Source organism: Actinoplanes regularis (assembly GCF_900188005.1).
GTDB classification, from domain to species: Bacteria; Actinomycetota; Actinomycetes; order Mycobacteriales; family Micromonosporaceae; genus Actinoplanes; species Actinoplanes regularis.
This window is the reverse complement of record NZ_FZNR01000001.1, coordinates 98,486-120,626: the sequence shown is the minus strand read 5'-3', so window position 1 is coordinate 120,626 and position 22,141 is coordinate 98,486. Positions and strand designations below refer to the sequence as shown.

20 protein-coding genes and 1 riboswitch are annotated in these 22,141 nt (G+C 71.7%); of the genes, 5 read left to right on the top strand and 15 right to left on the bottom strand.

The window, feature by feature from the left end; genetic code table 11:
• Positions 1-80: 80 nt before the first annotated feature.
• From CHC09_RS47050 to CHC09_RS00495, 5 genes are all read right to left on the bottom strand, one after another.
• Positions 81-1,577 carry a S8 family peptidase gene (locus CHC09_RS47050; protein ID WP_244911586.1) on the bottom strand — a complete coding sequence of 499 codons (1,497 nt, stop codon included), beginning with the start codon at positions 1,575-1,577 and terminating at the stop codon, positions 81-83.
• 230 nt (positions 1,578-1,807) lie between these two features.
• A complete protein-coding gene (locus CHC09_RS00510) occupies positions 1,808-3,577 on the bottom strand; it encodes a glycoside hydrolase 5 family protein (protein ID WP_089290945.1) in 1,770 nt (589 codons plus the stop codon).
• Between the two features lie 117 nt (positions 3,578-3,694).
• Positions 3,695-5,206, bottom strand: a complete 1,512-nt coding sequence (locus tag CHC09_RS00505; protein WP_089290944.1) for a precorrin-2 C(20)-methyltransferase — start codon at positions 5,204-5,206, stop codon at positions 3,695-3,697.
• A gap of 16 nt (positions 5,207-5,222) precedes the next feature.
• Positions 5,223-5,840 (bottom strand): precorrin-8X methylmutase, encoded by a 618-nt coding sequence (locus CHC09_RS00500; protein WP_089290943.1) that lies wholly within the window; start codon positions 5,838-5,840, stop codon positions 5,223-5,225.
• Positions 5,840-7,063, bottom strand: a complete 1,224-nt coding sequence (locus tag CHC09_RS00495) for a precorrin-3B synthase (RefSeq protein ID WP_089290942.1) — start codon at positions 7,061-7,063, stop codon at positions 5,840-5,842. The genes CHC09_RS00500 and CHC09_RS00495 overlap by 1 nt, the downstream gene beginning before the upstream one ends.
• Before the next feature lie 96 nt (positions 7,064-7,159).
• Positions 7,160-7,282: riboswitch (cobalamin riboswitch) on the top strand.
• A 33-nt stretch (positions 7,283-7,315) separates the two neighbouring features.
• Here CHC09_RS00495 and cobN point away from each other — a divergent pair.
• On the top strand, positions 7,316-10,849 hold the full coding sequence (gene cobN / locus CHC09_RS00490; protein WP_089290941.1) for a cobaltochelatase subunit CobN: 3,534 nt from the start codon (positions 7,316-7,318) through the stop codon (positions 10,847-10,849).
• Here the strand turns inward: cobN and CHC09_RS00485 are convergent.
• Positions 10,843-11,298, bottom strand: a complete 456-nt coding sequence (locus tag CHC09_RS00485) for a carboxymuconolactone decarboxylase family protein (RefSeq protein ID WP_089290940.1) — start codon at positions 11,296-11,298, stop codon at positions 10,843-10,845. The two genes, cobN and CHC09_RS00485, sit on opposite strands and share 7 nt — an antisense overlap.
• A gap of 102 nt (positions 11,299-11,400) precedes the next feature.
• Between CHC09_RS00485 and CHC09_RS00480 the strand changes: the two genes are divergently transcribed.
• Positions 11,401-12,237, top strand: coding sequence for a sigma-70 family RNA polymerase sigma factor (locus CHC09_RS00480; RefSeq protein WP_089290939.1), 837 nt, complete (start codon positions 11,401-11,403; stop codon positions 12,235-12,237).
• On the opposite strand, the gene cobF is transcribed toward CHC09_RS00480, so the two are convergent.
• From cobF to CHC09_RS00440, 8 genes are all read right to left on the bottom strand, one after another.
• Positions 12,234-12,989: a precorrin-6A synthase (deacetylating) gene (gene cobF, locus CHC09_RS00475; RefSeq protein ID WP_179276900.1), complete on the bottom strand. Its 756-nt coding sequence runs from the start codon at positions 12,987-12,989 to the stop codon at positions 12,234-12,236. The genes CHC09_RS00480 and cobF overlap by 4 nt on opposite strands.
• A 79-nt stretch (positions 12,990-13,068) precedes the next feature.
• Positions 13,069-14,364, bottom strand: coding sequence for a sialidase family protein (locus tag CHC09_RS00470; protein WP_089290937.1), 1,296 nt, complete (start codon positions 14,362-14,364; stop codon positions 13,069-13,071).
• Positions 14,357-14,905 (bottom strand): RNA polymerase sigma factor, encoded by a 549-nt coding sequence (locus CHC09_RS00465; RefSeq protein WP_089290936.1) that lies wholly within the window; start codon positions 14,903-14,905, stop codon positions 14,357-14,359. The genes CHC09_RS00470 and CHC09_RS00465 overlap by 8 nt, the downstream gene beginning before the upstream one ends.
• A gap of 31 nt (positions 14,906-14,936) precedes the next feature.
• Positions 14,937-16,112: a DNA polymerase IV gene (dinB, locus tag CHC09_RS00460; RefSeq protein WP_089290935.1), complete on the bottom strand. Its 1,176-nt coding sequence runs from the start codon at positions 16,110-16,112 to the stop codon at positions 14,937-14,939.
• A 111-nt stretch (positions 16,113-16,223) separates the two neighbouring features.
• A complete protein-coding gene (locus tag CHC09_RS00455) occupies positions 16,224-17,525 on the bottom strand; it encodes a sialidase family protein (protein WP_089290934.1) in 1,302 nt (433 codons plus the stop codon).
• On the bottom strand, positions 17,518-18,021 hold the full coding sequence (locus CHC09_RS00450; protein ID WP_089290933.1) for an RNA polymerase sigma factor: 504 nt from the start codon (positions 18,019-18,021) through the stop codon (positions 17,518-17,520). The genes CHC09_RS00455 and CHC09_RS00450 overlap by 8 nt, the downstream gene beginning before the upstream one ends.
• A gap of 134 nt (positions 18,022-18,155) precedes the next feature.
• Positions 18,156-18,782 (bottom strand): carbohydrate-binding protein, encoded by a 627-nt coding sequence (locus CHC09_RS00445; protein ID WP_089290932.1) that lies wholly within the window; start codon positions 18,780-18,782, stop codon positions 18,156-18,158.
• Between the two features lie 50 nt (positions 18,783-18,832).
• Positions 18,833-19,735: a TIGR03619 family F420-dependent LLM class oxidoreductase gene (locus CHC09_RS00440; protein ID WP_089290931.1), complete on the bottom strand. Its 903-nt coding sequence runs from the start codon at positions 19,733-19,735 to the stop codon at positions 18,833-18,835.
• A gap of 114 nt (positions 19,736-19,849) precedes the next feature.
• Between CHC09_RS00440 and CHC09_RS00435 the strand changes: the two genes are divergently transcribed.
• Genes CHC09_RS00435 through CHC09_RS00425 form a run of 3 tightly spaced genes read left to right on the top strand, consistent with a single transcriptional unit; the run spans position 19,850 to position 21,591 of the window.
• Complete coding sequence (locus CHC09_RS00435) at positions 19,850-20,197, top strand: hypothetical protein (RefSeq protein WP_244911585.1); 348 nt, start codon at positions 19,850-19,852, stop codon at positions 20,195-20,197.
• A 9-nt stretch (positions 20,198-20,206) separates the two neighbouring features.
• Positions 20,207-20,617 carry a hypothetical protein gene (locus tag CHC09_RS00430; protein WP_143232164.1) on the top strand — a complete coding sequence of 137 codons (411 nt, stop codon included), beginning with the start codon at positions 20,207-20,209 and terminating at the stop codon, positions 20,615-20,617.
• An 8-nt stretch (positions 20,618-20,625) separates the two neighbouring features.
• A complete protein-coding gene (locus CHC09_RS00425) occupies positions 20,626-21,591 on the top strand; it encodes a DNA polymerase domain-containing protein (RefSeq protein ID WP_089291770.1) in 966 nt (321 codons plus the stop codon).
• On the opposite strand, the gene CHC09_RS00420 is transcribed toward CHC09_RS00425, so the two are convergent.
• Entirely contained in the window at positions 21,580-22,101 is a 522-nt protein-coding gene (locus CHC09_RS00420) for a hypothetical protein (protein WP_089290928.1), read from the bottom strand. The genes CHC09_RS00425 and CHC09_RS00420 overlap by 12 nt on opposite strands.
• Between the last annotated feature and the right edge of the window lie 40 nt (positions 22,102-22,141).

Here is a 22,141-nt window from a genome sequence, read left to right as displayed (position 1 = left end):
AGCGAGGTGGGACCGGGCACGGACAGCACGACGCCGCGCGACGCAGGACGCGTCGCGCGGCGGGTGTGCCGTAATCAGGGTCAGCGGAGCCCGGCGCCGCTGAGGTAGCCGGTGTCGAGGGTCCGGTTGGGCGAGCCCGCACCGGGGTCGCTGATCCGGTTCGAGCCGGCGTGCGCGACCAGGTCGTCACGGACCTGCTGCGGGGTCCAGTCCGGGTGGGCGCGCAGAACCAGGGCGGCGGCGCCGGCGACGTGCGGGCTGGCCATCGAGGTGCCGCTCATCACCTTGGTGCCGGTGTTCGACGTGTTGGACGCGGAGGTGATGTTGACGCCCGGGGCGAACAGGTCGAGGCAGGAGCCGTAGTTCGAGAACGAGGCCCGCTGGTCGTTGCTGTCCACGGCACCGACCGTGATCGCGTTGGCGGTGTCGGCCGGCGAGACCTGGCAGGCGTCCTTGCTGTCGTTGCCGGCCGCGATGACGTACGTGACGCCACGCGCGATCGACCGGTCGACCGCGTCGTCGAGGGCCTTGCTCCGCGGGCCGCCGATGCTCATGTTGGCCACGGCGGGCAGCTGAGCGTGCTCGGTCACCCAGTCGACGCCGGCGATGAAGTCGGAGAAGGAACCGGAGCCGTTGCAGCCGAGGACCTTGACGCCGACCAGCTTGGCGTCCTTGGCCACGCCGTAGGTGGCGCCGCCGACGGTGCCGGCCACGTGGGTGCCGTGCCCGTTGCAGTCGTTCGCGTCCTGGTCCCTGTCGACGAAGTCGTAGCCGCTGGTCGCCCGGCCGCCGAAGTCGCTGTGCGCGGTGTTGATGCCGGTGTCGAGGACGTAGGCGGTGACGCCGTTCGCCGTCACCGGAGTGTCGTTGCGGTCCGGCGCGGGGGTGTCGTTACGGTCCGGCGCCGGGGTGTACCCGTCGTTCGGGCCCGGGTTCTGTGGGTTGTAGGGCTGGTTCGGGTTCTGCGGGTTGTACGGCTGGTTCGGGTTCTGCGGGTTGTACGGCTGGTTCGGGTTCTGCGGGTTGTACGGCTGGTTCGGGTTCTGCGGGTTGTACGGCTGGTTCGGGTACTGCGGGTTGTACGGCTGGCCCGGGTTCTGCGGGTTCTGCGGGTTGTAGGGCTGGCCAGGGTTCCACGGGTTGTAACGCTGGCCGGGCTTCCACCCGATGAGGTTCTGGCCCGGGAACCAGGCGTTGCGCTGGCCGGCCGCCACGCCGATCATGGCGTCCTGCTCGACATACTTGACGGCCGGGTCGGCGGCGAGGCGGGACGCCTCGGTCTCGGACATCCGGGCGTGGAATCCGCGCACCGTGGCCTCGTAGTTGTCGAGGACCTTGCCGCCGTACTGGGAGGCCAGGTTCGACGCGGCGGCGGCGACGGCCTCGGCGCCGTCCTTGAGCACGATGATGTAGCTGTTCGGGATGGCGTCCGGGACGCCGGCGTTCTGGATCGTCCCGACCGCCGGAGCGGCCAGAGCGGCCGAGGCCGGAGCGGCGAAACCGTACAGCGAGGCGGTGGCGGCGCTCGCGACAGCCGTGAAACGGACAGCCATGCGCTTGGCGTCGGAACCGAACATCAAGTGCGTCTCCCTCGTTAGGTGCCCGGCCTCTGGAGGATGCCGAGCAACGTGAGGGAAATGTTGTCGAGCGAGAAGTGCAGACCCGGGTCTCGCTCGGGTGCGAGACCGTTACACCGATCCGGATCTGACCGATCGGCCATTGACAGTGCGGTGCCGCCGGCCTGATCGGCCATTGACAGCGCAATGCCGCCGGCCTGATCGGCCGGCGGCACGCGGATCGGAATCGGTCAGGAAAGCACTACATCGTCGAACCAGACGGTGCCCTTGTTGTCGCCCGACTTGAGGTGAAGCTGCACGCTGGCGGCACCGGCCGGGGCGGTCGCGTCCACGGTCAACCGGATCCAGCCGGTGGTGCCGGCGGCCACCTGCTTCGACTGGGCCTGGCCCAGCCACTTGTTGTTCGCGTCGAACCAGCTCAGCGCGATCTGGTTGGTGCCGGTCACGTTCTTGCCTTTGGCCCAGGCCTCGGCGTGCCACTTCGCACCCGGCTGAACCGGAGTGATCGGAGCGATCCGCAGCGACGGCAGGTCGGTGCCGTTCCGGCGGGTGTCGGAGAACGACACCGACCCGGTGCCGGTGCGGGCGTTGCCGGTGACACGCACGGCGGAACCCCGCTCGGAGAGGTACGGCCTCCACGGCGAGTTGCCGTTACTCACCTCGAAGCCCAGGTCGAGCACGTTGTTGCTGAGCGCCTGACCGGCCCAGTACGCCTTCACCACGTTCACCGCCGGCTTCGCCGAGCCGTCCGCCCGGTACAGGCCGAACTTGTACTGCGCGGGGATCTTGGAGACCGCCGAGTTCGACGGGATCGCACCGTTGCTGAAGTCGTAGAGGGTCCACGGGGACACCGAGCCGACCTTGGCGGCCCGGGCCGCCGCGAACACCCGGGCCAGGAACGCGGCCTGGTCACCCTCGCTGTCGGCGCCAGCCGTGCTCAGCCCGGTCTCGCCGATGACGATGGGGAGGGAACCGGCCGCCGCCTGCGCCTTGCGGATCTCCGTGAGCGCCCGCTCGGAGTTGCCGTAGAAGTGGAAGTCCAGGTAGTCCAGCGGAGTGGCGGCAAAGGCGGTGCGAATTTGGCTCAGCCCGGCGATCCCGGCCGTGCCGGAGACCGACAGGGTCAGCGGCATCGTCGGCACGGCCGCCCGCAGGCCGGGAATCACCTTCTTGGCCCAGGCGACGGCCTGCGTGTTGGTCGCGTCGAACTCGTTCTGCACCTCGACCGAGAGCACCCGCCGGTCGTTCGCGTACGGCGTGAGCAGCGACTTGGCCCACGCCACACTGCCGGCCGTGTCGTAGTACCCCGCCCACCAGTCGAAGAGGGTCAGCCGGACGGTCATGCCCCTGGCGTCCGCGATGCTGATGAACTTGGCCAGGTTCGCCGTGTAGTCGGCCTTCGGCTTCGGGAAGCCGAACGAGGTCGGGAAGACGATCACCCGGACGTTGTCGGCGCCCAGGGCCTTCGCCTTGGTCAGGTCCGCCTCGATCTTCGCGGCGTTGAAGTTGGTCCACATCGCCGACCAGCCGGCGTCCGAGGGGTAGTAGTTGATCGACTTGGCGGTCTTCACCAGGGCCAGGCGGCTCGCCCGGGTCGGCACGGAGGTCGTCTTCACCGCGGTGGCGCGGACGACCTTCTTCACCGGTGCCTTGACGACCTTCTTCGGCGCCGCCTTGACGACCTTCTTCACCGGGGCCTTGACAACCTTCTTGGCCGGGGCCTTGACAACCTTCTTGGCCGGGGCCTTGACAACCTTCTTGGCCGGGGCCTTGACAACCTTCTTGGCCGGGGCCTTGGCGACCGTCTTCTTGGCCGCCGCCTTCCCCGTGCTGACGGTCTTCTTCTTGGCCGGCACCGGGGCCACGTGCACCGCGGCGGCCTTCTTCTTCGCCGTCGTCGGGGCGGTCCGCACCGCGGCGGTCGCGACAACGGGCGAGAGGAGAACCGAGCAGAGGAGTGAAGAGACCAGGATGGTTGCGCGTCGACCGGCGAAGCCCATGTCTAGGAGTCCTCCACAAGGTTGCTGTTCGGTGTCCCCCTTCAGTTCGGCGCGACGGACGTCGGTAGCAGGTCAGTGCGGTTGCCCTTCGTTGCAATTCGGGAGCGTGGAGCGCCCTCAGCCCGGATAGTGCCGCGGGGTAAAGACGAACGCGTCGCCGTTTCCCCTGGTCACGGCCTTGGTCTGGGACGATCCGACGATCAGCAGGCACCGCATGTCGACCGTCGCCGGATCGAGCTCACCCAGCGTGGTGACCCGCACCGACTCCTCCGGGCCACCGACGTCCCGCCCGACGACCACCGGCGTGCTCGCCGCGCGGTGCTCCAGCAGCAGTTCCCGGGCGCGGACCAATTGCTCCCTGCGGGTCTTCGAGGCCGGGTTGTAGATCGCGATGACCAGGTCCGCGGCGGCCGCGCCGGCCAGCCGGGTCTCGATCACCGGCCACGGCTTGAGCCGGTCGGAGAGCGACACGACGCAGAAGTCGTGCCCCAGCGGTGCGCCCACCCGGCTCGCCACCGCCTGCGCCGCGGTCAGGCCCGGCACGATCCGCACCGGGACGTCCTTCCACTGCGGGTCCTCGGCCACCTCCAGCACGGCGGCGGCCATCGCGAAGACGCCCGGATCACCGGAGGAGACCACCGCGACCCGGCGGCCCCGCTTCGCCAGGTCCAGCGCGAACGCGGCCCGCTCCGCCTCGACCCGGTTGTCCGAGGCGTGCCGGCGCTGCCGCGGACCGATCGGCACCCGATCCACATAGGTCTGATATCCGACGACGTCGTCCGCCTCGGCCAGCGCCCTTCTCGCCTCCGGGGTCAGCCACTCGCCGGCGCCGGGGCCGAGCCCGACCACGGTCACGCCGCCGGCTCGCGGCTCGGCGGTCCCCGTCATGAACGCCGTCGCCGCCGGGCTCGGCAGCAGAGCCATCGAGAAGTACGGCACGGACGCCGGATCCACCTCGCTCAGCCGGCCGACCCGCTCCGCGGCCATCGTCGCCCGCTCCACGTAGAACGCGTCGTCGAGCCGGCCGGCCCGCTCCAGGGCCGATCGCACCCCGTCGAAGGTCCGGCCCAGCTTCATCACGGCGGCCGAGTCGGTCGCCGCGAGCCGGTGCGCCAGCTCGTCCGGCGGCAGCGTCCCGGGCAGCACGGTGAGCACCTCGTCGCGTTCCATCAGCGGCCGCCCGAGCACCGCCGCGGCGGCGCTGACCGAGGTCACGCCGGGAACGACGGTGGTCTCGTAGCGATGTGCGAGCCGCTTGTGCATGTGCATGTACGACCCGTAGAAGAACGGGTCGCCCTCGGCCAGCACCACCACGTTCCGCCCGGCGTCCAGGTGCGCGGCGAGCCGGGCCGCGGCCTGTTCGTAGAACTCGTCGATCGCGCCCTGGTAGCCGCCCGGGTGGTCGGTGGTCCCGGTGGTCACCGGGTAGATCAGGGCCTCCTCGAGCTGCCCGTCCCGCAGATAGCCGGCGGCGATCGCGCGGGCGTTGCTGCGCCCGTGCCCCGCCGCGTGATAGGCGACCACGTCGGCCGCCTCGATCAGCCGGGCCGCCTTGACCGTGACCAGCTCCGGGTCGCCGGGCCCGAGCCCGACACCGTAGAGCCGCCCGGGAACCACGTCGTTCGTCATCGTTTTCAGTTCCGCTTCACTCGGTTTCCGAGGCCAGGGCGTTCACCGCGGCCGCGGTCATCGCGCTGCCGCCCCGCCGCCCGCGCACGATCAGATATTCCAGCCCGGATTCGGCCAGCGCCTCCTTGGACTCGGCCGCCCCGATGAATCCGACCGGGATGCCGAGCACCGCGGCGGGTCGCGGCGCACCCGCGGCGACCAGTTCCAGGAGGCGGAAGAGGGCGGTCGGCGCGTTGCCGATCGCGACGACCGCGCCATCGAGGCGATCACCCCACAACTGGATCGCCGCCGCGCTGCGGGTGTTCCCGAGCCGGGCGGCGAGCTCCGGTACGCCCGGGTCCCGCAGCGTGCAGACCACCTCGTTGCCGGCGGGCAGCCGCGAGCGGGTCACCCCGGAGGCCACCATCTGCGCGTCGCAGAGGATCGGGGCGCCGCCGAGCAGCGCCTTGCGAGCCGCGGTCGCCACTCCCGGGCTGAACCGCACGTCCCGCACCAGATCGACCATGCCGCAGGCGTGGATCATCCGCACCACCACGCGCGCGACGTCCTCGGGCAGCCCGTCCAGCTCGGCCTCGGCCCGGATGGTGGCGAACGACTGCCGGTAGATCTCCGCGCCGTCGCGTTCGTACTCCATCAGGTTCTCCTCGCCCCCACCACTACGTCACCCAGCGCCGGCACCGGAACCGGCTGTGCATTTTCGGTCACTGCCCCATCGCCCCGGCGAGTGACGGTGTAGCCCGACCCGGTCGCCTCGACCCGGATGTGCGTGCCGGCCGGACTCCCGCACGCCCGCTCGCAGCCCACCCAGTGCACCGGCAGGCCGTCGCTGAAGCGCGTCGCCGCGTCCGCGTCCGCGCGGACGTCGGCCAGCGACTTCGCGCAGCCCGGACGTCCCGCGCACGCGCTGACCCCGGTCCAGCGTGAGCCCGCGGCCACCACCAGGCCCACCGCGGCCATCCGGTCGGTCCAGGTCGCTGCGGCGGCCGCGGTGAGGCCGGCCACCAGGACGCCACGCCAGGGCGTGACGACCAGACGCTCCGCGTCCTCCAGAACTCTCGCCGGTACGCCCTCGAGCCGCCCCAACGGCACGAGCGCCCCCGCCGCGAACTGACCGTTTCCGGTCACCACGCCGATCAGGTCGGCCGGGTCCACGACCTCGACCGGCGTCGCCGCCGGTACCGCCGCCGGCGTGACGCCGAGCGCCCGCGCGACCCGGGCCGAGACGCGCGCCGGCCCGTCCGTCAACTCGCGCAGCCGCCACGCGGCCGCCCCGCCGGTCCGCTGCGCCTCCCGCTCGGCGAGGAAGGCGTGCGCGCTCGCCAGCAACGCGCCGATCACCGCCGTGGCGCCGACCCGCAGCCCCGTGTCCTGACCGCCGAACCGGAGCGCGAACGACCCGTCCCGGTCCTGGGGCAGCGCGGCGACATCCGCGGCGAGGGGCACGGGGCCGATCGCGAAAAGGAACTTTCCCGGCAACGCGGCCAGCCCGGGATCGGCGCAGATCGCGGTGTCCAGGGCGCCGACCAATCGACGTACCTCATCGTCGGCGAGCGGCGGGGCGGCGATGTTCCGTACCGGATCATGGGTCTCCGACGGCAGCAGCCCGGCGGCGCGCAAGCCGGCCGCCAAGGCCGCCGCGTGCTCCGCCTGGACCGCCCTCAGCTGCAGATTCGCTCGCGAGGTCAGCTCCAGGCGACCGTCCCCGAAGGACTCGGCGAGCTCGCGCAGCGACCGCAGCCCGGCACCGGTCAGCAGCCCGCCGGGCAGCCGGACCCGCGCCAGCAACCCGTCGGCGGCGGCGTGCAGCCGCAGCGCTCCAGGGCAGGCGTCGGTGTCGGACCGGCGGAGGGGGGTCACGGCCCGGATACTACGGGCGACCGACGACGGAACCGCATCCTCGGGTCAGCAGCGTCACAATCGGGAGCCCTCGACACGTCCAGTAGCGTGTGGCGCAACAAGTGAATTTTCGGCGGCGACGCCGTGGAGGAAGCCGGTGCGAATCCGGCGCGGTCCCGCCACTGTCACCGGGCAGCAAGCCCGGGAGCCAGGAACTCCGGTCGCCGTTCATCTCTACTACCCGGGGCGCGGACCCCGAGGGGGAGCGCGCGCGTGTTTCTGCTGCTGTCGACGTCCGACACGGACCTGCTCAGCGCCCGAGCCAGCGGCTCGGCGTGGCGGCTGGGCAACCCCGCCCGCACCGGGGTCGCCGACCTGCCGGCCCTGCTCGACGGGGTCGAGCTGGTCGTGGTCCGCATCCTCGGCGGCCGTCGGGCCTTCCAGGAGGGGCTGGACACGCTGCTCGCCGGGGACGTCCCGGTGGTGGTCCTGGGCGGCGAGATGGCGCCCGACGCCGACCTGATGAAGCTCTCCACGGTCCCGGCCGGCATCGCCGCGGACGCGCACACCTACCTCGCACAGGGCGGCGCGGAGAATCTCAGCGCGCTGCACGACTTCCTCTCCGACACCGTGCTGCTGACCGGCAACGGCTTCGCGCCGGCGGTCGAGAGCCCGCAGTGGGGCATCCTCCCGCGCCCGGCGGGCCCCGGGGGCGAGGCGACCGTCGCGGTTCTCTACTACCGCGCCCACCACATGGCCGGGAACACCGCGTTCGTCGAGGCGCTCTGCCGAGCGATCGAGGCCAAGGGCGCCCGCCCGCTGCCGATCTTCACGGCGTCGCTGCGGACCGCGCCGCCGGAGTTGCTCGCCGAGCTCCGCAAGGCGGACGCGCTGGTGGTGACCGTGCTCGCGGCCGGCGGCACCCGTCCGGCCACGGCGGGCGCGGGCGGCGACGACGAGGCCTGGGACGTCGGCGTGCTGGCCGACCTGGACGTGCCGATCCTGCAGGGCCTCTGCCTGACCAGCTCGCGGGCGGCCTGGGAGGCCAGCGACGACGGGCTGACGCCGCTGGACGCGGCGACGCAGGTGGCGATCCCGGAGTTCGACGGGCGGATCATCACGGTGCCGTTCTCGTTCAAGGAGATCGACCCCGATGGTCTCTCGGTGTACGTGGCGGACCCGGAGCGGGCCTCCCGGGTGGCCGGGATCGCGGTCGCGCACGCCCGGCTGCGGCACGTCCCGCCCGCGGATCGCCGGATCGCGCTGATGCTCTCCGCCTATCCGACCAAGCACTCCCGGATCGGCAACGCGGTCGGCCTGGACACGCCGGCCTCGACCGTCGCCCTGCTCGCGGCGCTCGCCGAGCGCGGCTACCGGATCGGGGACTTCGGCTCCTACGACGGGGACGGGCTGATCCACACGCTCATCGCGGCCGGCGGGCAGGACCCGGACTGGCTGACCGAGGAGCAGCTGGCCGGGAACCCGGTCCGGATCCCGGGCGCCCGCTACCGGCAGTGGTTCGCCACGCTTCCCGAGGACTTCCGGGAGAGCGTGGAGCGGCACTGGGGACCGCCGCCCGGCGAGCTCTACACCCACGACGGTGACATCGTGCTGGCCGCGCTCCGGGACGAGAACATCGTGGTGATGGTGCAGCCGCCGCGCGGTTTCGGGGCGAACCCGGTCGCCATCTACCACGACCCGGACCTGCCGCCGAGCCATCACTACCTGGCCGCGTACCGGTGGCTGGCCGACGAGTTCGGCGCGCACGCCGTGGTGCACGTGGGCAAGCACGGCAACCTGGAGTGGCTGCCCGGCAAGAACGTGGGCATGTCCGCGTCCGACGGGACCGACGCGGCGCTCGGTGACCTGCCGCTGATCTATCCGTTCCTGGTCAACGACCCGGGGGAGGGGACCCAGGCCAAGCGGCGGGCGCACGCCACCCTCGTCGACCACCTGATCCCGCCGATGGCGCGGGCCGAGTCCTATGGGGACATCGCCCGCCTGGAGCAGTTGCTCGACGAGCACGCCAACATCGCGGCCCTGGACCCGGCGAAGCTGCCGGCCATCCGGGCGCAGATCTGGACGCTGATCCAGGCCGCGAGGATGGACCACGATCTGGGGCAGGCCCACCGGCCGGACGACGAGCAGTTCGACGACTTCATCATGCACATCGACGGCTGGCTGTGCGAGGTCAAGGATGTGCAGATCCGGGACGGGCTGCACGTGCTCGGTTCGGCGCCGACCGGCGAGGCCCGGATCAATCTGGTCCTGGCGATGCTCCGGGCCCGGCAGATGTGGGCGGGCGAGGTGGCCGCGCTCCCGGGACTCAGGGAGGCGCTCGGACTCGAGGAGGACGCGCCGGCCGCCCGGGTCGATGAGATCGAGGCCGAGGCGCGCGCCCTGGTCACCGCGATGGAGGAAGCCGGCTGGCCGGCTTCCGTCCCGGAAGCCTTGTCAACCGATTCGGCGGTACGGCGGGTGCTCTCGTTCGCCGCGACCGAGGTGGTCCCGCGGCTGAGCCGGACCACCGACGAGCTGACGAACGTGCTGCACGCGCTCGACGGCGGCTACGTCCCGGCCGGGCCCAGCGGCTCCCCGCTGCGCGGCCTGATCAACGTGCTCCCCACCGGCCGTAACTTCTACTCGGTCGACCCGAAGGCGATCCCCAGCTCGCTGGCGTGGGAGACCGGCCAGGCGATGGCCGACTCGCTGCTGGCGCGCTACCGCCAGGACTACGGCGACTGGCCCAGGTCGGTCGGCCTCTCCGCCTGGGGGACCAGCGCGATGCGGACCGCCGGTGACGACATCGCCGAGGTGCTGGCGCTGATCGGGGTCCGCCCGATCTGGGACCCGGCGTCGCGCCGGGTCACCGGCCTGGAGCCGATCTCCCGCGCGGAGCTGGGCCGGCCCCGGATCGACGTGACGGTCCGCATCTCCGGCTTCTTCCGGGACGCTTTCCCGCACGTGGTCGCGATGCTCGACGACGCGTTCCGGATGATCGCCGAGCTGGACGAGCCGGACAACTACGTCCGCGAGCACGCGCGGCGGGACGCGGGCGGGCACGGCGACTGGCGGCGGGCCACGATGCGGATCTTCGGTTCCCGGCCGGGGGCGTACGGCGCCGGCATCCTGCCGCTGATCGACAGCCGGAACTGGCGGGACGACGCCGACCTGGCCGAGGTGTACGCGGTGTGGGGCGGCTTCGCCTACGGGCGCGACCTCGACGGGGTGCCGGCGCGCGGGGACATGGAGAACGCGTACCGGCGGATCGACGTCGCCGCCAAGAACATCGACACCCGCGAGCACGACATCGCGGACTCGGACGACTACTTCCAGTACCACGGCGGCATGATCGCCACGGTTCGCGCGCTCACCGGGAAGGCGCCCGCCGCGTACATCGGCGATTCCACCAACCCGGACGCGACGCGGACCCGCAGCCTGACCGAGGAGACCGCGCGGATCTTCCGTGCCCGGGTGGTCAACCCCCGCTGGATCGCCGCGATGCGGCGGCACGGCTACAAGGGCGCCTTCGAACTGGCCGCCACGGTCGACTACCTCTTCGGGTACGACGCGACCGCCGGCGTGGTCACCGACTGGATGTACGAGCAGCTCGCCGCGGTCTACGCGCTGGACGCGGAGAATCAGGAGTTCATGAAGCGCTCCAACCCCTGGGCGCTGCACGGCATCACCGAACGTCTGCTGGAGGCGGCCGAGCGCAAGCTCTGGGACTCCCCGGAGCCGGACACCCTGGCCGCCCTCCAACAGCTCTACCTGGAGACCGAGGGCGACCTCGAGGACGGTCAGTAGTTCGCGGGAGCCTGCTGCCGGGTGGTCACGTTGAGCCGGTTGAAGAAGTTGGTGGTGGCGATCCAGAGCACGATCGCCGCCAGCTCCTTCTCCGAGAAGTGCTTCGCGGCCTCGTCCCAGATCGCGTCCGGCACCGCGTCCGGCCGGTCGGCCAGCCGGGTCGCGTACTCGGCGAGCGCGAGGGCGGCCCGCTCCGGCTCGGTGAAGTACGGGGTCTCCCGCCAGACCGCAACGGCGAACAGCCGGTCGTCGGTCTCGCCGGCCTTGCGCATCGCACGGGCGCCGTGGTCGACGCACGGGCCACAGCCGTTGATCTGGCTGGCCCGCAGGTGGACGAGCTCCAGAACGCTGCCCGGGACGCCGGCCGTGTGGGCGGACTTGTAGAGGATGTTGACCGCCTGGCCGACGTCCGGCAGCAGCCCGGCGGGGTTGGTGAGGCGAGGTTCCATGATCTTCTCCTGTCACATCCGTTCGACTTGCTCCGTCGAAGGGGTGACGGGCCGCGCACGGCGAATGTGACAGAAGTGGCTTAGCTCACAATAGGGGCGAAAATGGGTGACGAACTGCTGGCCGCCGAGTTCGAGGCGAACCGGGGACGGCTGCGCGGGGTGGCCTACCGGATGCTCGGCTCCGCGGCGGAGGCGGACGACGCGGTGCAGGAGACCTGGCTGCGGCTGAACCGGACCGGGGGCGACACGGTCGACAACCTGCCCGCCTGGCTGACCACCGTGATCGGCCGGGTCTGCCTGGACATGCTGCGCTCCCGGGCCGCCCGCCGGGAGGAGCCGCCACCGGACTCGGATCTCCAGGCGCTCGACGATCCCGAGCGGGACGCGCTGCTGGCCGACTCGCTGGGCGCCGCGCTGCTGGTCGTACTGGAGACCCTGACGCCGGCCGAACGCCTCGCGTTCGTGCTGCACGACCTGTTCGCAGTGTCGTTCGAAGAGATCTCGGTGGTCGTCGGGCGCAGCCCGGCGGCCGCCCGGCAGCTCGCCAGCCGGGCCCGTCGCCGCGTCCAGGGCGGTTCGCCGCACGGCGCGGCCGACGCCGCCCGGCAGCGGGAGATCGTCGACGCCTTCCTCGGCGCGTCCCGCGGCGGCGACTTCGAGGGCCTGCTCACGCTCCTCGACCCGGACGTCGTCGTGCGGATGGACGACGTCGAGCCCCGCCCGAGAAGCGGTGGCGGGGCGGAATGGGTGGCGCGGTTCTTCACCGGGAAGGCCCAGGCCGCGATGCCGGCGACCATCGACGGCGTGGCCGGCGCCCTGGTCCAGAAGCCGCACGGGCAGCGGCTCGCGCTCTGCTTCACGGTGGCGGGCGACCGGATCATCGCGATCGACGTCATCCGGAACCCGGACGAGTCGATCGTCATCGAGCTGCTGAACTAATCCGCGGTACGGCGGCGCAGCAGGTAGGTGTCCATGATCCAGCCGTGCCGCTCGCGGGCCTCGGCACGGGTCGCGACGATGTCCTCGGCGACCTCCGCGACCCGGCCCGAGGCGAGCAACTCGTCCTCGGTGCCGACGTAGGCGCCCCAGTAGATCTCCGCGTCCGGGTGCCCGGTGAACGCCTGCTGGGCGTCGAGCATCACCACGACGTCGTCGACGCCCTCCGGCCAGCCCTCGGCCAGCCGCCGGCCGGTGGTCACCTGGAACGGCTGCCCGACCCGGTTCAGGCCGATCCGGTGCTTCGCGGCCAGGGCGGAGACGCTGCTGATGCCGGGGATCACCTCGTACTCGAAGGCGGTCGCGCCCCGCTCGAGGATCTCCTCGAGGATGGCGATCGTCGAGTCGTACAGCGACGGGTCGCCCCAGACCAGGATCGACCCGGTCTCCTCGTCCCTGAGATGCTCGGTGATCAGGTCCTCGATCACCTGCGAGCGCCGGGTCCGCCAGTCGGCGATCGTCCCGGTGTAGTCGTCCGGCGTGCGGTCCCGGTCCGGGTCGCGGCCCTCGACGATCCGCTTGTGCGGGTGCGAGTAAGCCCGGATGATCCGCTCCCGCAGGTCGATCAGGCTCTGCTTGGCCTCGCCCTTGTCCAGCAGGAAGAACACGTTGGTCCGGCCGATCGCCTTGGCCGCCTGCAGGGTCAGATGGTCCGGGTCGCCGGCGCCGATCCCGATCACATAGATCTTCCGCACGCCCTGAGTCTGCCGCACCCGGCCGGGGCCGCTGTGAGCGGCTCGCCCTCCCCGTGAAGGGCGAGCCGCTCCGCGGGGATCAGGGGACCCGCGGACGTTTGACGTACGTCCACTCGGCGCCGTCGGGGGAGACCCAGGCGCTGTACTCGTTGTTGTTGGTCGGAATGGTGAAGCCGCCGGGGATGGCGTGGCCCCGGCCGCCGAGCGACGGCCCGACCCGGGTGAACGTCCGGGCCTGGTCGGTGCTTCGGTAGGTGCCGTGCAGGCCCTCGACGAGCACGGTCTGGTCGTCGATCGGCAGCAGGGACAGCAACGGGCCGTCGAGGGCGAGATCCGGGCGGGGCTGCCAGGTCAGGCCGGCGTCGGCGCTGACGTGCAGGTGCAGAACGCCCTTGTCCATCTTCGTCACGTAGAACGTCCGGCCGTCCGAGGTGAGCAGCGTTTTCCGGTCCATTCCCACGCTCCCGTCCGGGTTGACCAGACCGGGCAGCGGCCGGGTCGCCCAGGTCCGGCCGCCGTCCTGGCTGACCTGGGCGGCGACGCCGTCGGCCGCGTAGGTCAGCTTCCAGATCCCGGCGCCGGTCGGGGTCCGGACCGTCATGGTGGAGATGTCACCGGTGCGCTTCAGCCGCGCGACGTCTCCGGTGGCCGGGTCGACGGCGGCCAGCCCGTTGCTCTCCTCGGTGACCAGCCAGCCGGTCGGCAGCGCGTCGACCGTCTTGGTCTCGGGCCGGCGCCAGGTGGTTCCGGCATCGAGGCTGACCCAATAGACCGGGTCGGGAAACCTTTCCAGGATGCTGTTCTTTCCCGGCACCCGCTTTTTCATCACTGCCGCCAGCACCAGCGTGTGGTCGACCGTTCGCAGACCGGTTTGACCCAGTTCAGGGTCGACCGGCAGCGGCAGCTTGTTCCAGGTCCGCCCGCGGTCGGCGGTGACGGCCAGCATCCGCCGGCAGGGTTTGACCGCGCAGTTCTGGTATTCCAGGTAGAGGTGGTCGATGTCGCCGGCCATCATCTCGGGGTACAACCCGGTCAGCGTCTTGTCCCGCTCGGCCACGTCGTAGGAGCCGGGCTGGACCTCGATGTAGCTCGGCTGTGGCTTCGGGCCCGCGCCGTCCAGCGGGGGTGTGGTGTGCCAGGCGCCCACGGTCGGGGTGGGTGTCGGGGTCGGCTTCGCGGAGTGGTCGGCGGTCAGCGCGACCGCTGTCCCGCTGCCCAGCGCCACGACGATAGCCACGAACATGAGGCCGAACCGGTTCCGGCGGCGCCGGTAGCGGGTGGAGCGGGTGAGCACGTCGGTGAAGTCCGGTTTGGCGGCGGCCGCGGCGGCGGTGGCGAAGCCACGGAAGTCGATCGTGCGGTCCGGGTCAGACATGGCTGTTCTCCATATCCGCGTCGCGGAGGAACTCGGCGAGCGCGCGGCGCCCCCGGTGCAGGCGGACTTTCACGTTTTCGACGCTGCAGCCGAGGACCGTGGCGACCTCGGCGACCGGCAGGTCGGCTATGTGGTGCAGCACCACGGTCTCCCGGACGGCACGCGACAGGCGCTGCAGCGCGGCGACCAGGGCGACGTGGTCGGGCGAGAGCGGGGGTGTGGTGTCGGTGCTGTCCAGCCGGCCGGAGCGGGCGATCCGGCTGAAGAGCGTCCGCCGGCGGTGCCGGGACCGGGCGATGTTCGACGCGACCTTGAACAGCCAGGCCTCCGGGTTGGTCGCGTTGCGCACGCCGTCGGGTTTGGCGACCACGCGGGCGAAGGCCTCCTGCACGGCGTCCTGTGCCTCGGCGAAGTCGCCGGTCATGCCGTACAGCTGCGCGACGAGCCGGCCCGCCGTGGCGGCGTACAGATCGCGAAGATCGATGTCGGGATCCACTGGTACTACTTCCTGCCAGGGGGTGTCGTCTTCGGTACGACGCATGACGGGCGGGTCAGGTTACAGACAAGATTTTCTAGTCAGGAAGAATCGGGACGGACGGGTGCATCTCGCGCCCCAGCATGTCGGCTCGGCGCAGCGACAGGGCGCCGAACCGGTCGCGGACCCGGTCGACGGCGGCGTCCAGGCCCTCCTGGCGGGGCGGCTCGAACGGAAGCTCCGGTTGGACGGCGCCCTCGCCGTCCAGATTGCTGACCGCGACACCGACCAGGGTCAGGCCGCGCCGGTCGATCAGCGGGCGGGCCTCACGCAGCAGGTCGACCGCGGTGCGCAGCACCATCCCGGTCTGCATGGTCGCCTTCAGCAGGCTGCGGGACCGGGTCACCCGCTGGAAGTCGTCGAACCGCAGCCGCAGCGTGATCGTCCGCCCGGCCCGGTGCGCCCCGCGCATCCGGTGCGTGACCCGGTCGACCAGGGCCGCCAGGACCGCCTCCACCTCGTCCGGCGACCGCTGCCCCCGCCCCAGCGCGCACTGCGCCCCGATCGAGCCGCGCCGCCCGCCGGTGGTCACCCGGCGCGGGTCACGGTTGTGCGCGAGGGCGTGCAGATGCCGCCCGGCGTGCGCGCCGAGCATCGCGATCAGCGCGGCCTCGCCGATCCGCGCGACGTGTCCGACCGTGTGGACCTGCCGCTCCCGCAGCCGGGCCGCGGTCTTCGGTCCGACGCCCCACAGCTTCTCCACCGGCAGCGGGTGCAGGAAGTCCAGCTCCGCGCCGGGTGGCACCACCAGCAGCCCGTCCGGCTTGCCGACCCCGCTGGCGACCTTGGCCAGGAACTTCGTCCGGGCCACACCGACCGTGATGGGCAGCCCGACCCGCGACCTCACCTCGGCTCGCAGCCGGCGGGCGATCTCCTCGGCTGTCCCGCTGATCCGCCGCAGCCCGGCCACCGCCAGGAACGCCTCGTCGATGGAGATCGCCTCGACGACCGGCGTGATGTCCCGGAAGACCTCGAACACCGCTTTGCTGGCCGCGGAGTAGGCCGCCATCCGGGGTGGGACCACCACGGCCCGTGGGCAGAGCATCCGGGCCTGGGACAGGCTCATCGGCGTCCGCACTCCGAAGGCCTTCGCCTCGTACGAAGCGGCCAGCACGACGCCGCCGCCGACGAGGACCGGGCGGTCGCGCAGCGCGGGGTCGTCGCGCTGCTCGACCGACGCGTAGAACGAGTCCAGATCAGCGTGCAGGATCACGCTGGCATATTAGTACGCATGTTCGAAACATGTCACCCGGCCCGCCCGGCCGGGGTTCGCACGCTCCGGAGGCTCGCCCTCCCCCGTTGAAGGGCGAGCCTCCCGGCGAGATCAGGGGACCTGTGGGCGTTTGACGTAGGTCCACTCGGCGCCATCGGGGGACACCCACGCGCTGAACTCGTTGTTGTTGGTGGGGATGGTGAAACCGCCGGGAATGGCGTGGCCGCCCTGTCCGAGCAGGGGCCCGACCCGGGTGAAGGTCCGGCCCTGGTCGGTGCTGCGGTAGGTGCCCTTCCCGCCCTCGATGATCAGGGTGTGGTCGTCGATCGGCAGGACGGTCAGCAGCGGGCCGTCGAGGTCGAAATCCGGGCGCGCGACCCAGGTCCGGCCATCGTCGACGCTGACGTGGAGCCGCAGCTCGCCCCGGTACTCCCTCGCCAGGTAGATCGTCTTGCCGTCGGCTGTGATCAGGTGCTCCTTCGGGCGGTCGACGAACGTGTCGGAATCGGGCCTCGGGGGCAGGTTGCGGGTCGCCCACGTCTGACCGCCGTCCCGGCTGACCTGGGCGTAAGCGAAGGTGCCGTCGATGATCACCCAGATGCCGGCGCTGGCTGGAATGTTGGGCTGGATCCGGCGGGGATCGATGGTGTGCGGCGGAGTCCTCTTCACCCGCACCACGTCCCCGGTGCCCGGGTCGATGGCCTCGAGAGTGGTGGCCTGCTGTTGGATCAGCCAGCCGGCCGGCACCGCGTCGACCTCTCGGATCTTCGGACGACGCCAGGTCATACCGGCGTCCATGCTGATCCAGTACACGGGATTCGGGAGATCCCAGAAAGCCGGTTGCGTCCCGAGGTCGTCGCCCAGCGCCGCGACCGCCACCAGGGAACCGTGGACCAGCGTCAACTTCGGCTGCCCCACCACCGGGTCCTTCGGGGGGAGCGGCAGCTTGCGCCAGGTGCGCCCGCGGTCGCTGGTGACGGCCAGCATCCACGTGCAGCCTTGGGCTGCCTTGCACTTCCGGTACTGCAGATAGAGGTGGTCGAGGTCGCCGGCCAGCATCGGGGTGGATTGCCCGGTGAGTTCCCCGTCCCGATGCAGGGGCACGTACCAGTCGATTTTGCCCTCGGTGTAGCTCTGCTGTTTCGGCTCCGCTCCGGCCCGTGGAGGCGTGGTGTGCCAGGGCTGCGTGGTAGGAGCCGGCGCGGGCTTCGACGGCGGGGGACTGGCGGTGAGCGCGACCGCCGTTCCGCCGCTCAGCGCCACAGTCAGGGCGACGAACGCGGAACCGAACCACCTCCGGCGGCGCCGGTGGCGGACCGAGCGGGTGAGCACGTCGGTGAAGTCGGGTTTGGTGGCCTCCGCGACCGCGGTGGCGAAGCCCCGGAAGTCGATCGTGCGGTCCGGGTCAGACATGGCTGTTCTCCATCTCCGCGTCACGGAGGAACTCGGCGAGCGCGCGGCGCCCCCGGTGAAGACGGACTTTCACGTTCTCGACGCTGCAGCCGAGGATCGAGGCGACCTCGGCGACCGGCAGGTCGGCGATGTGGTGCAGCACCACGGTCTCCCGGACGGCACGCGACAGGCGTTGCAGTGCGGTGACCAGGGCGACGTGGTCGGGGGAGAGTGGTGGTGCGGTGTCGGCGGCGTGCAGCCGGCCGGAGCGGGCGAGCCGGTTGAAGAGTGTCCAGCGGCGATGCCGGGACCGGGCGATGTTCGACGCGACCTTGAACAGCCAGGCCTCGGGGTTGGTCGCGTTGCGCACGCCGCCGGGCCGGGCCACCGCGCGGGCGAAGGCCTCCTGCACGGCGTCCTGCGCCTCGGCGAAGTCGCCGGTCATGCCGTACAGCTGCGCGACCAGTCGGCCGGCTGAGGCGGCGTACACCTCGCGGAGATCGATGTCGGGATCCACTGGGCACTCCCTGCCAGTTGTCGTCTCCCGTACGACTTACGAGGGCCGCGCAAGGTTACAGACAAGATTTCCGGCCAGGAACAATGTGGACATTCCCGGGCGGCGACCCCGCGAGATCGAGTCGCCGTCGCCGGTCAGTGGTCGAACTGGATCCAGTTCACGTTCACGAACTCACTGTCGTCCGGGGCGGTGAACGTGATGTAGACGGTGTGCGTGCCGGTCACCGGGGTCAGCGCCGCACCATCGGTGCGCCACTTCTGCCACCCACCGGTGTTGCTCACCGACAGCTCGCCGACGGGCTCGCTCTCCAGCGTGTCCAGGCGAACCTGCACCCGGCCGGAGACGCCGGCCTCGGAGGCGACGCGGAACTTCGCCTTCTTCGCCGGCACCTCGCCGAACACGAAGTCGTCGAACCGCAGATAGTCGCCGCGCTTGATCCACCCGACGTTCTGCCCGCCGCCCTGGTCCTGGGTGCCCTGCGTCTGGATGCCGGCCAGTTCGTTCGCCGACTCGGCCTGCAGCACGCCGTACTTCACCGGGGTCGGGGCCGGCGTGGTCGGCTCCGGTGACGGCGGCCCGGTGGTCGCGGCCGCGGACTCCAGGGCGGCCGGTGTCGCCGCCACGGCCGGTGCCGGTGTGTCCTGCCAGCGGCCGATCCCGTAACCGAGCAGCAGCAGGCCGAGGCCGCCCAGGCCGATCAAGGCCCGGTTACGGTTGGTCCAGGAACGGGTCCGGTAGACGGACGGGGTGCGCTGATCCACTCGGCAAGGGTAGACAAGGATCGCGGCGAGCGGCCGGGCCCCTTTCCGTCTTACTCCGGGGCCAGCGCCTCCAGCATCTCCAGGCCCAGGCCAGCCGCCTTGGCCGGGTCCGCGTCCGGGCCGCCGATCCGTGGATCCCAGTTCGGCTCGTAGAACAGCTCGGTCGCGCCGGCTTCCGCGTACCGCCGCGCCCCGGCCCGGATGTCGGCCCACGAGCCGGACAGGGGGACCGCCTCGTCGCGCTCACCCGGCTGTACCACGGCGCGGACCACCACCCGTACCGCCGCTGGGTCCTTCCCGGCCTCGGCCGCCGCCTCCCGGACCACCCGCGCCCCGGCCTCGATCTCCGCCAGGCTCGCGCGGCTGCTGCTCACCCACCCGGCGGCGAGCCGCCCGGCCCGCCGCAAGGCGACCTCGGCGGAACCGCCGAGCAGGATCGGCGGCCCACCGGCCTGCACCGGGCGGGGCAACATCCGGCTCGGCGGCACCCGGTAGAACTTTCCGGCGAACTCCGGCGCCTCGTCCACGAAGAGGGTGCGCAGCGCGGCGAGGTACTCCTCGGTGCGGCGGCCGCGCGGGTTCGGGTCGGCGTTGGTCGCCACGAACTCCGGCCCCGACCAGCCGGTGCCCAGCCCCAGGTCGAAGCGCCCGCCGGTGAGCCGGTCCAGCGTGCTCACCTGCTTCGCCAGCAGGGCCGGCGCCAGGTAGGGCAGGTTGATCACCGAGACCCCCAGCCGGATCCGGGAGGTCGCGGCTCCGGCCCAGGTCAGGGCGACGATCGGGTCCAGCACGCTCTGATAGATCGGCGCCAGGTCCTGCTCCCGGCCGACAAGCAGCCGCTGGAACGCCCAGAGCCCGTGGTAACCGAGCTCCTCGGCCCGCCGGGCGATCGACGTCAGTGTCTCCGGCTCCGCCCACGCGCCGGATACCGGACAACCGAAACTGATCAGCATGCAAGCAGGCTAATCCCCGCCGTGCGTCCGATCGGATTTCTCATCCCATCAGGGACGGACAGCGGCGCTGAACGGGGCACCGGTGTACCTATGGGCCGTGCGAAACTACAGATCGTGGGCGATGCCTGGGATCCGCATGTACATGTGGAGGTGAACCTCACGCGGGCGGGAGCCGACGTCCGCAACCTGCTGGCGTCCACGTTCGGGCTGGTGGCGGATCTGCCGGCGGAGGTGGAGACGGGCTGCGGGCGGCGGGTGGCGTACGCGAGGACCTCGCCGCACCCGGAGCGGGTGACCTGTCTGACCTGCCGGCGACACGCGAGCGAGCAGCACCGGCAGTTCGCGGAGGATCTGGCGAGCATGTTCCGGATGCCGGGAGTGCTGGACGTCCACGGCGCGGACGCCGCGAAGGCCGTCGCCCGGCATCGCGACCTCGCGCGGAGATTCGCGTCCGCCGATTAGGGTGTCGGCGTGACGACGACCAGAAGTGCGGGGAGGGTGCCGGCGCTGCTGGTGCTCTGGGGAGTCGGGTCGCCGCTGCTGCTCCTGCTCGGCCTGCGGGACCTGATCTCGTTCGGCGACGTCGAGCCGTCGAATCGGGTGCGCGGCGGCTGCTTCCTGCTGGCCTGCGCGTTCCTGCTGATCGTGGCGCCGCTGACGGCGGCCGTCCTCGCCGCCCGCGCCGGCCGGAACATTCACGCCGTGGTGTCCGCGGTGCTGGCCCTGGGCGGCCTGGTCGTCGGCGGAATCATCGGGGTCGTCGGGCTGCAGGAGGTCGGGCTGCTGCGCAGCAGTCCCGCCCCGGCGCCGCCCGTGAACCCGTCGCAACCCACCCAATGTGTGGAGCTCAGCGGCGGCGACACCCGCTGTCCCGGGGGATGATGGACGGCATGGCCCAGGCGAAGGACGAGCGCGACGGTGTGCCGCTGACCAATCTGGATCAGGAGCTGTTCCCGGGCGCGGGCGCCACCAAGCGGGACCTGGTCGACTATCTCGACGCGATGGCCGGCCGGCTGATCCCGGTGCTGCGGGACCGGCCGCTCTCGGTGATCCGGGTGCTCCGCGGTCAGGACCAGTTCATGCAGAAGAACCTGCCGAAGTACACGCCGGACTGGGTCGCGCGGACGGCGGTCTGGGCCGAGGCGTCGCACCGCGACGTGACGTACGCGCTCGGCAACGACCGGCGCACGCTGCTGTGGTTCGGCAACCAGCGGGCCGTCGAGTACCACCCGGCGCTGGCCCTCGCGGCGACTCCGCACCGGCAGACGCACCTGATCATGGATCTGGATCCGCCGGAGGGCGGCGGGTTCCGGTCCGCCGTGGCCGCCGCCCGGCTGGTCCGGCAGGCGCTCGCCGAGGCCGGGATGAGCGGGGCGGTGAAGACCAGCGGCTCCAAGGGCGTGCACGTCTTCGTCCCGCTCGACGGCGACCCGGAGCCTGCGGACGTGGCCGCCGCGCAGCGGGCCGTCGCGGCCCGCGCCGAGCGGATCGATCCGGAGCTGGCGACGACCGCCTTCATCCGGGAGGACCGGCACGGCCGGGTGTTCCTGGACGCGACCCGGGCGGGTGGGGCGACCGTGGCGGCCGCCTACAGCCCGCGGATCCGGCCGGGCGTGCCGGTGTCGTTCCCGGTCGCCTGGGACGATCTGGACGACGTGAGCCCGGGGGACTTCACCATCCACAGCGCACCGGGGATCGTCGGCGACGGCGATCCCTGGGCCGCGGCGATGCCGGCGCCGCAGCGGCTCGACGCCGGGCTGATCGAGGAGGGGCGGGGCATACCGGTGGCCCGCGTGCAGGCCATGCACGAGGGGAAGCGCCGGGCCAGGGCGCGGCGCGAGAGCTCAGGAGACTAGAGCGCTCCAGAACGGGACGGTCGGGCGCACGTGTCGGTTCGCCGGCTCGCCGAGGCCGAACTCGCGGTTCAGCCAGTCGCTGAGGTCCGCGCCGTAACACAGCACGTCGGTCTGGTAGATGGAGAGCACCGGGTGGCCGGGGATGGCCGCCGGCAGGTAGCGGTGCGCGTAGAGCGGGATCATCCGGGGCGCGATCAGCAGGCCGGCGCGGGCCGTGGCGACCCGGTTGCCGAAGGGGGCGCCCCACCCTTCGTACCAGAAATCGTTCTCGGCCACGTCGAAGAGAACGCCCTCGACCGGCGCGGTCAGCGCCGCCCGCAGCGCGGAGCGGTCGCGGCCGCGCCAGTCCGGCCATCCGATGCCGGTGGGCAGGCCACCCGCGAGGAACTCGCGATGGTCGGGTGCGAACGAGAAGCCGAATTCGGCCTCCAGGTCGGTGAGTTCACGATCGGTCAGGCCGGGGGCGATCTGGAAGCGGCCAGAAGCGGCGAGCAGTTCCGCGGCGGTCACCCGATTACCTTAACCAGCGCCGACCGTGTGCATCGAATGA

What these genes read in the sequence shown, in the direction of transcription:
- CHC09_RS47050 (WP_244911586.1), bottom strand. Translation starts at nt 1,577, where the DNA reads ATGTTCGGTTCCGACGCCAAGCGCATGGCTGTCCGTTTCACGGCTGTC.
- CHC09_RS00510 (WP_089290945.1), bottom strand. Translation starts at nt 3,577, where the DNA reads ATGGGCTTCGCCGGTCGACGCGCAACCATCCTGGTCTCTTCACTCCTC.
- CHC09_RS00505 (WP_089290944.1), bottom strand. Translation starts at nt 5,206, where the DNA reads ATGACGAACGACGTGGTTCCCGGGCGGCTCTACGGTGTCGGGCTCGGG.
- CHC09_RS00500 (WP_089290943.1), bottom strand. Translation starts at nt 5,840, where the DNA reads ATGGAGTACGAACGCGACGGCGCGGAGATCTACCGGCAGTCGTTCGCC.
- CHC09_RS00485 (WP_089290940.1), bottom strand. Translation starts at nt 11,298, where the DNA reads ATGGAACCTCGCCTCACCAACCCCGCCGGGCTGCTGCCGGACGTCGGC.
- CHC09_RS00480 (WP_089290939.1), top strand. Translation starts at nt 11,401, where the DNA reads ATGGGTGACGAACTGCTGGCCGCCGAGTTCGAGGCGAACCGGGGACGG.
- CHC09_RS00470 (WP_089290937.1), bottom strand. Translation starts at nt 14,364, where the DNA reads ATGTCTGACCCGGACCGCACGATCGACTTCCGTGGCTTCGCCACCGCC.
- CHC09_RS00465 (WP_089290936.1), bottom strand. Translation starts at nt 14,905, where the DNA reads ATGCGTCGTACCGAAGACGACACCCCCTGGCAGGAAGTAGTACCAGTG.
- CHC09_RS00455 (WP_089290934.1), bottom strand. Translation starts at nt 17,525, where the DNA reads ATGTCTGACCCGGACCGCACGATCGACTTCCGGGGCTTCGCCACCGCG.
- CHC09_RS00440 (WP_089290931.1), bottom strand. Translation starts at nt 19,735, where the DNA reads ATGCTGATCAGTTTCGGTTGTCCGGTATCCGGCGCGTGGGCGGAGCCG.
- CHC09_RS00425 (WP_089291770.1), top strand. Translation starts at nt 20,626, where the DNA reads ATGGCCCAGGCGAAGGACGAGCGCGACGGTGTGCCGCTGACCAATCTG.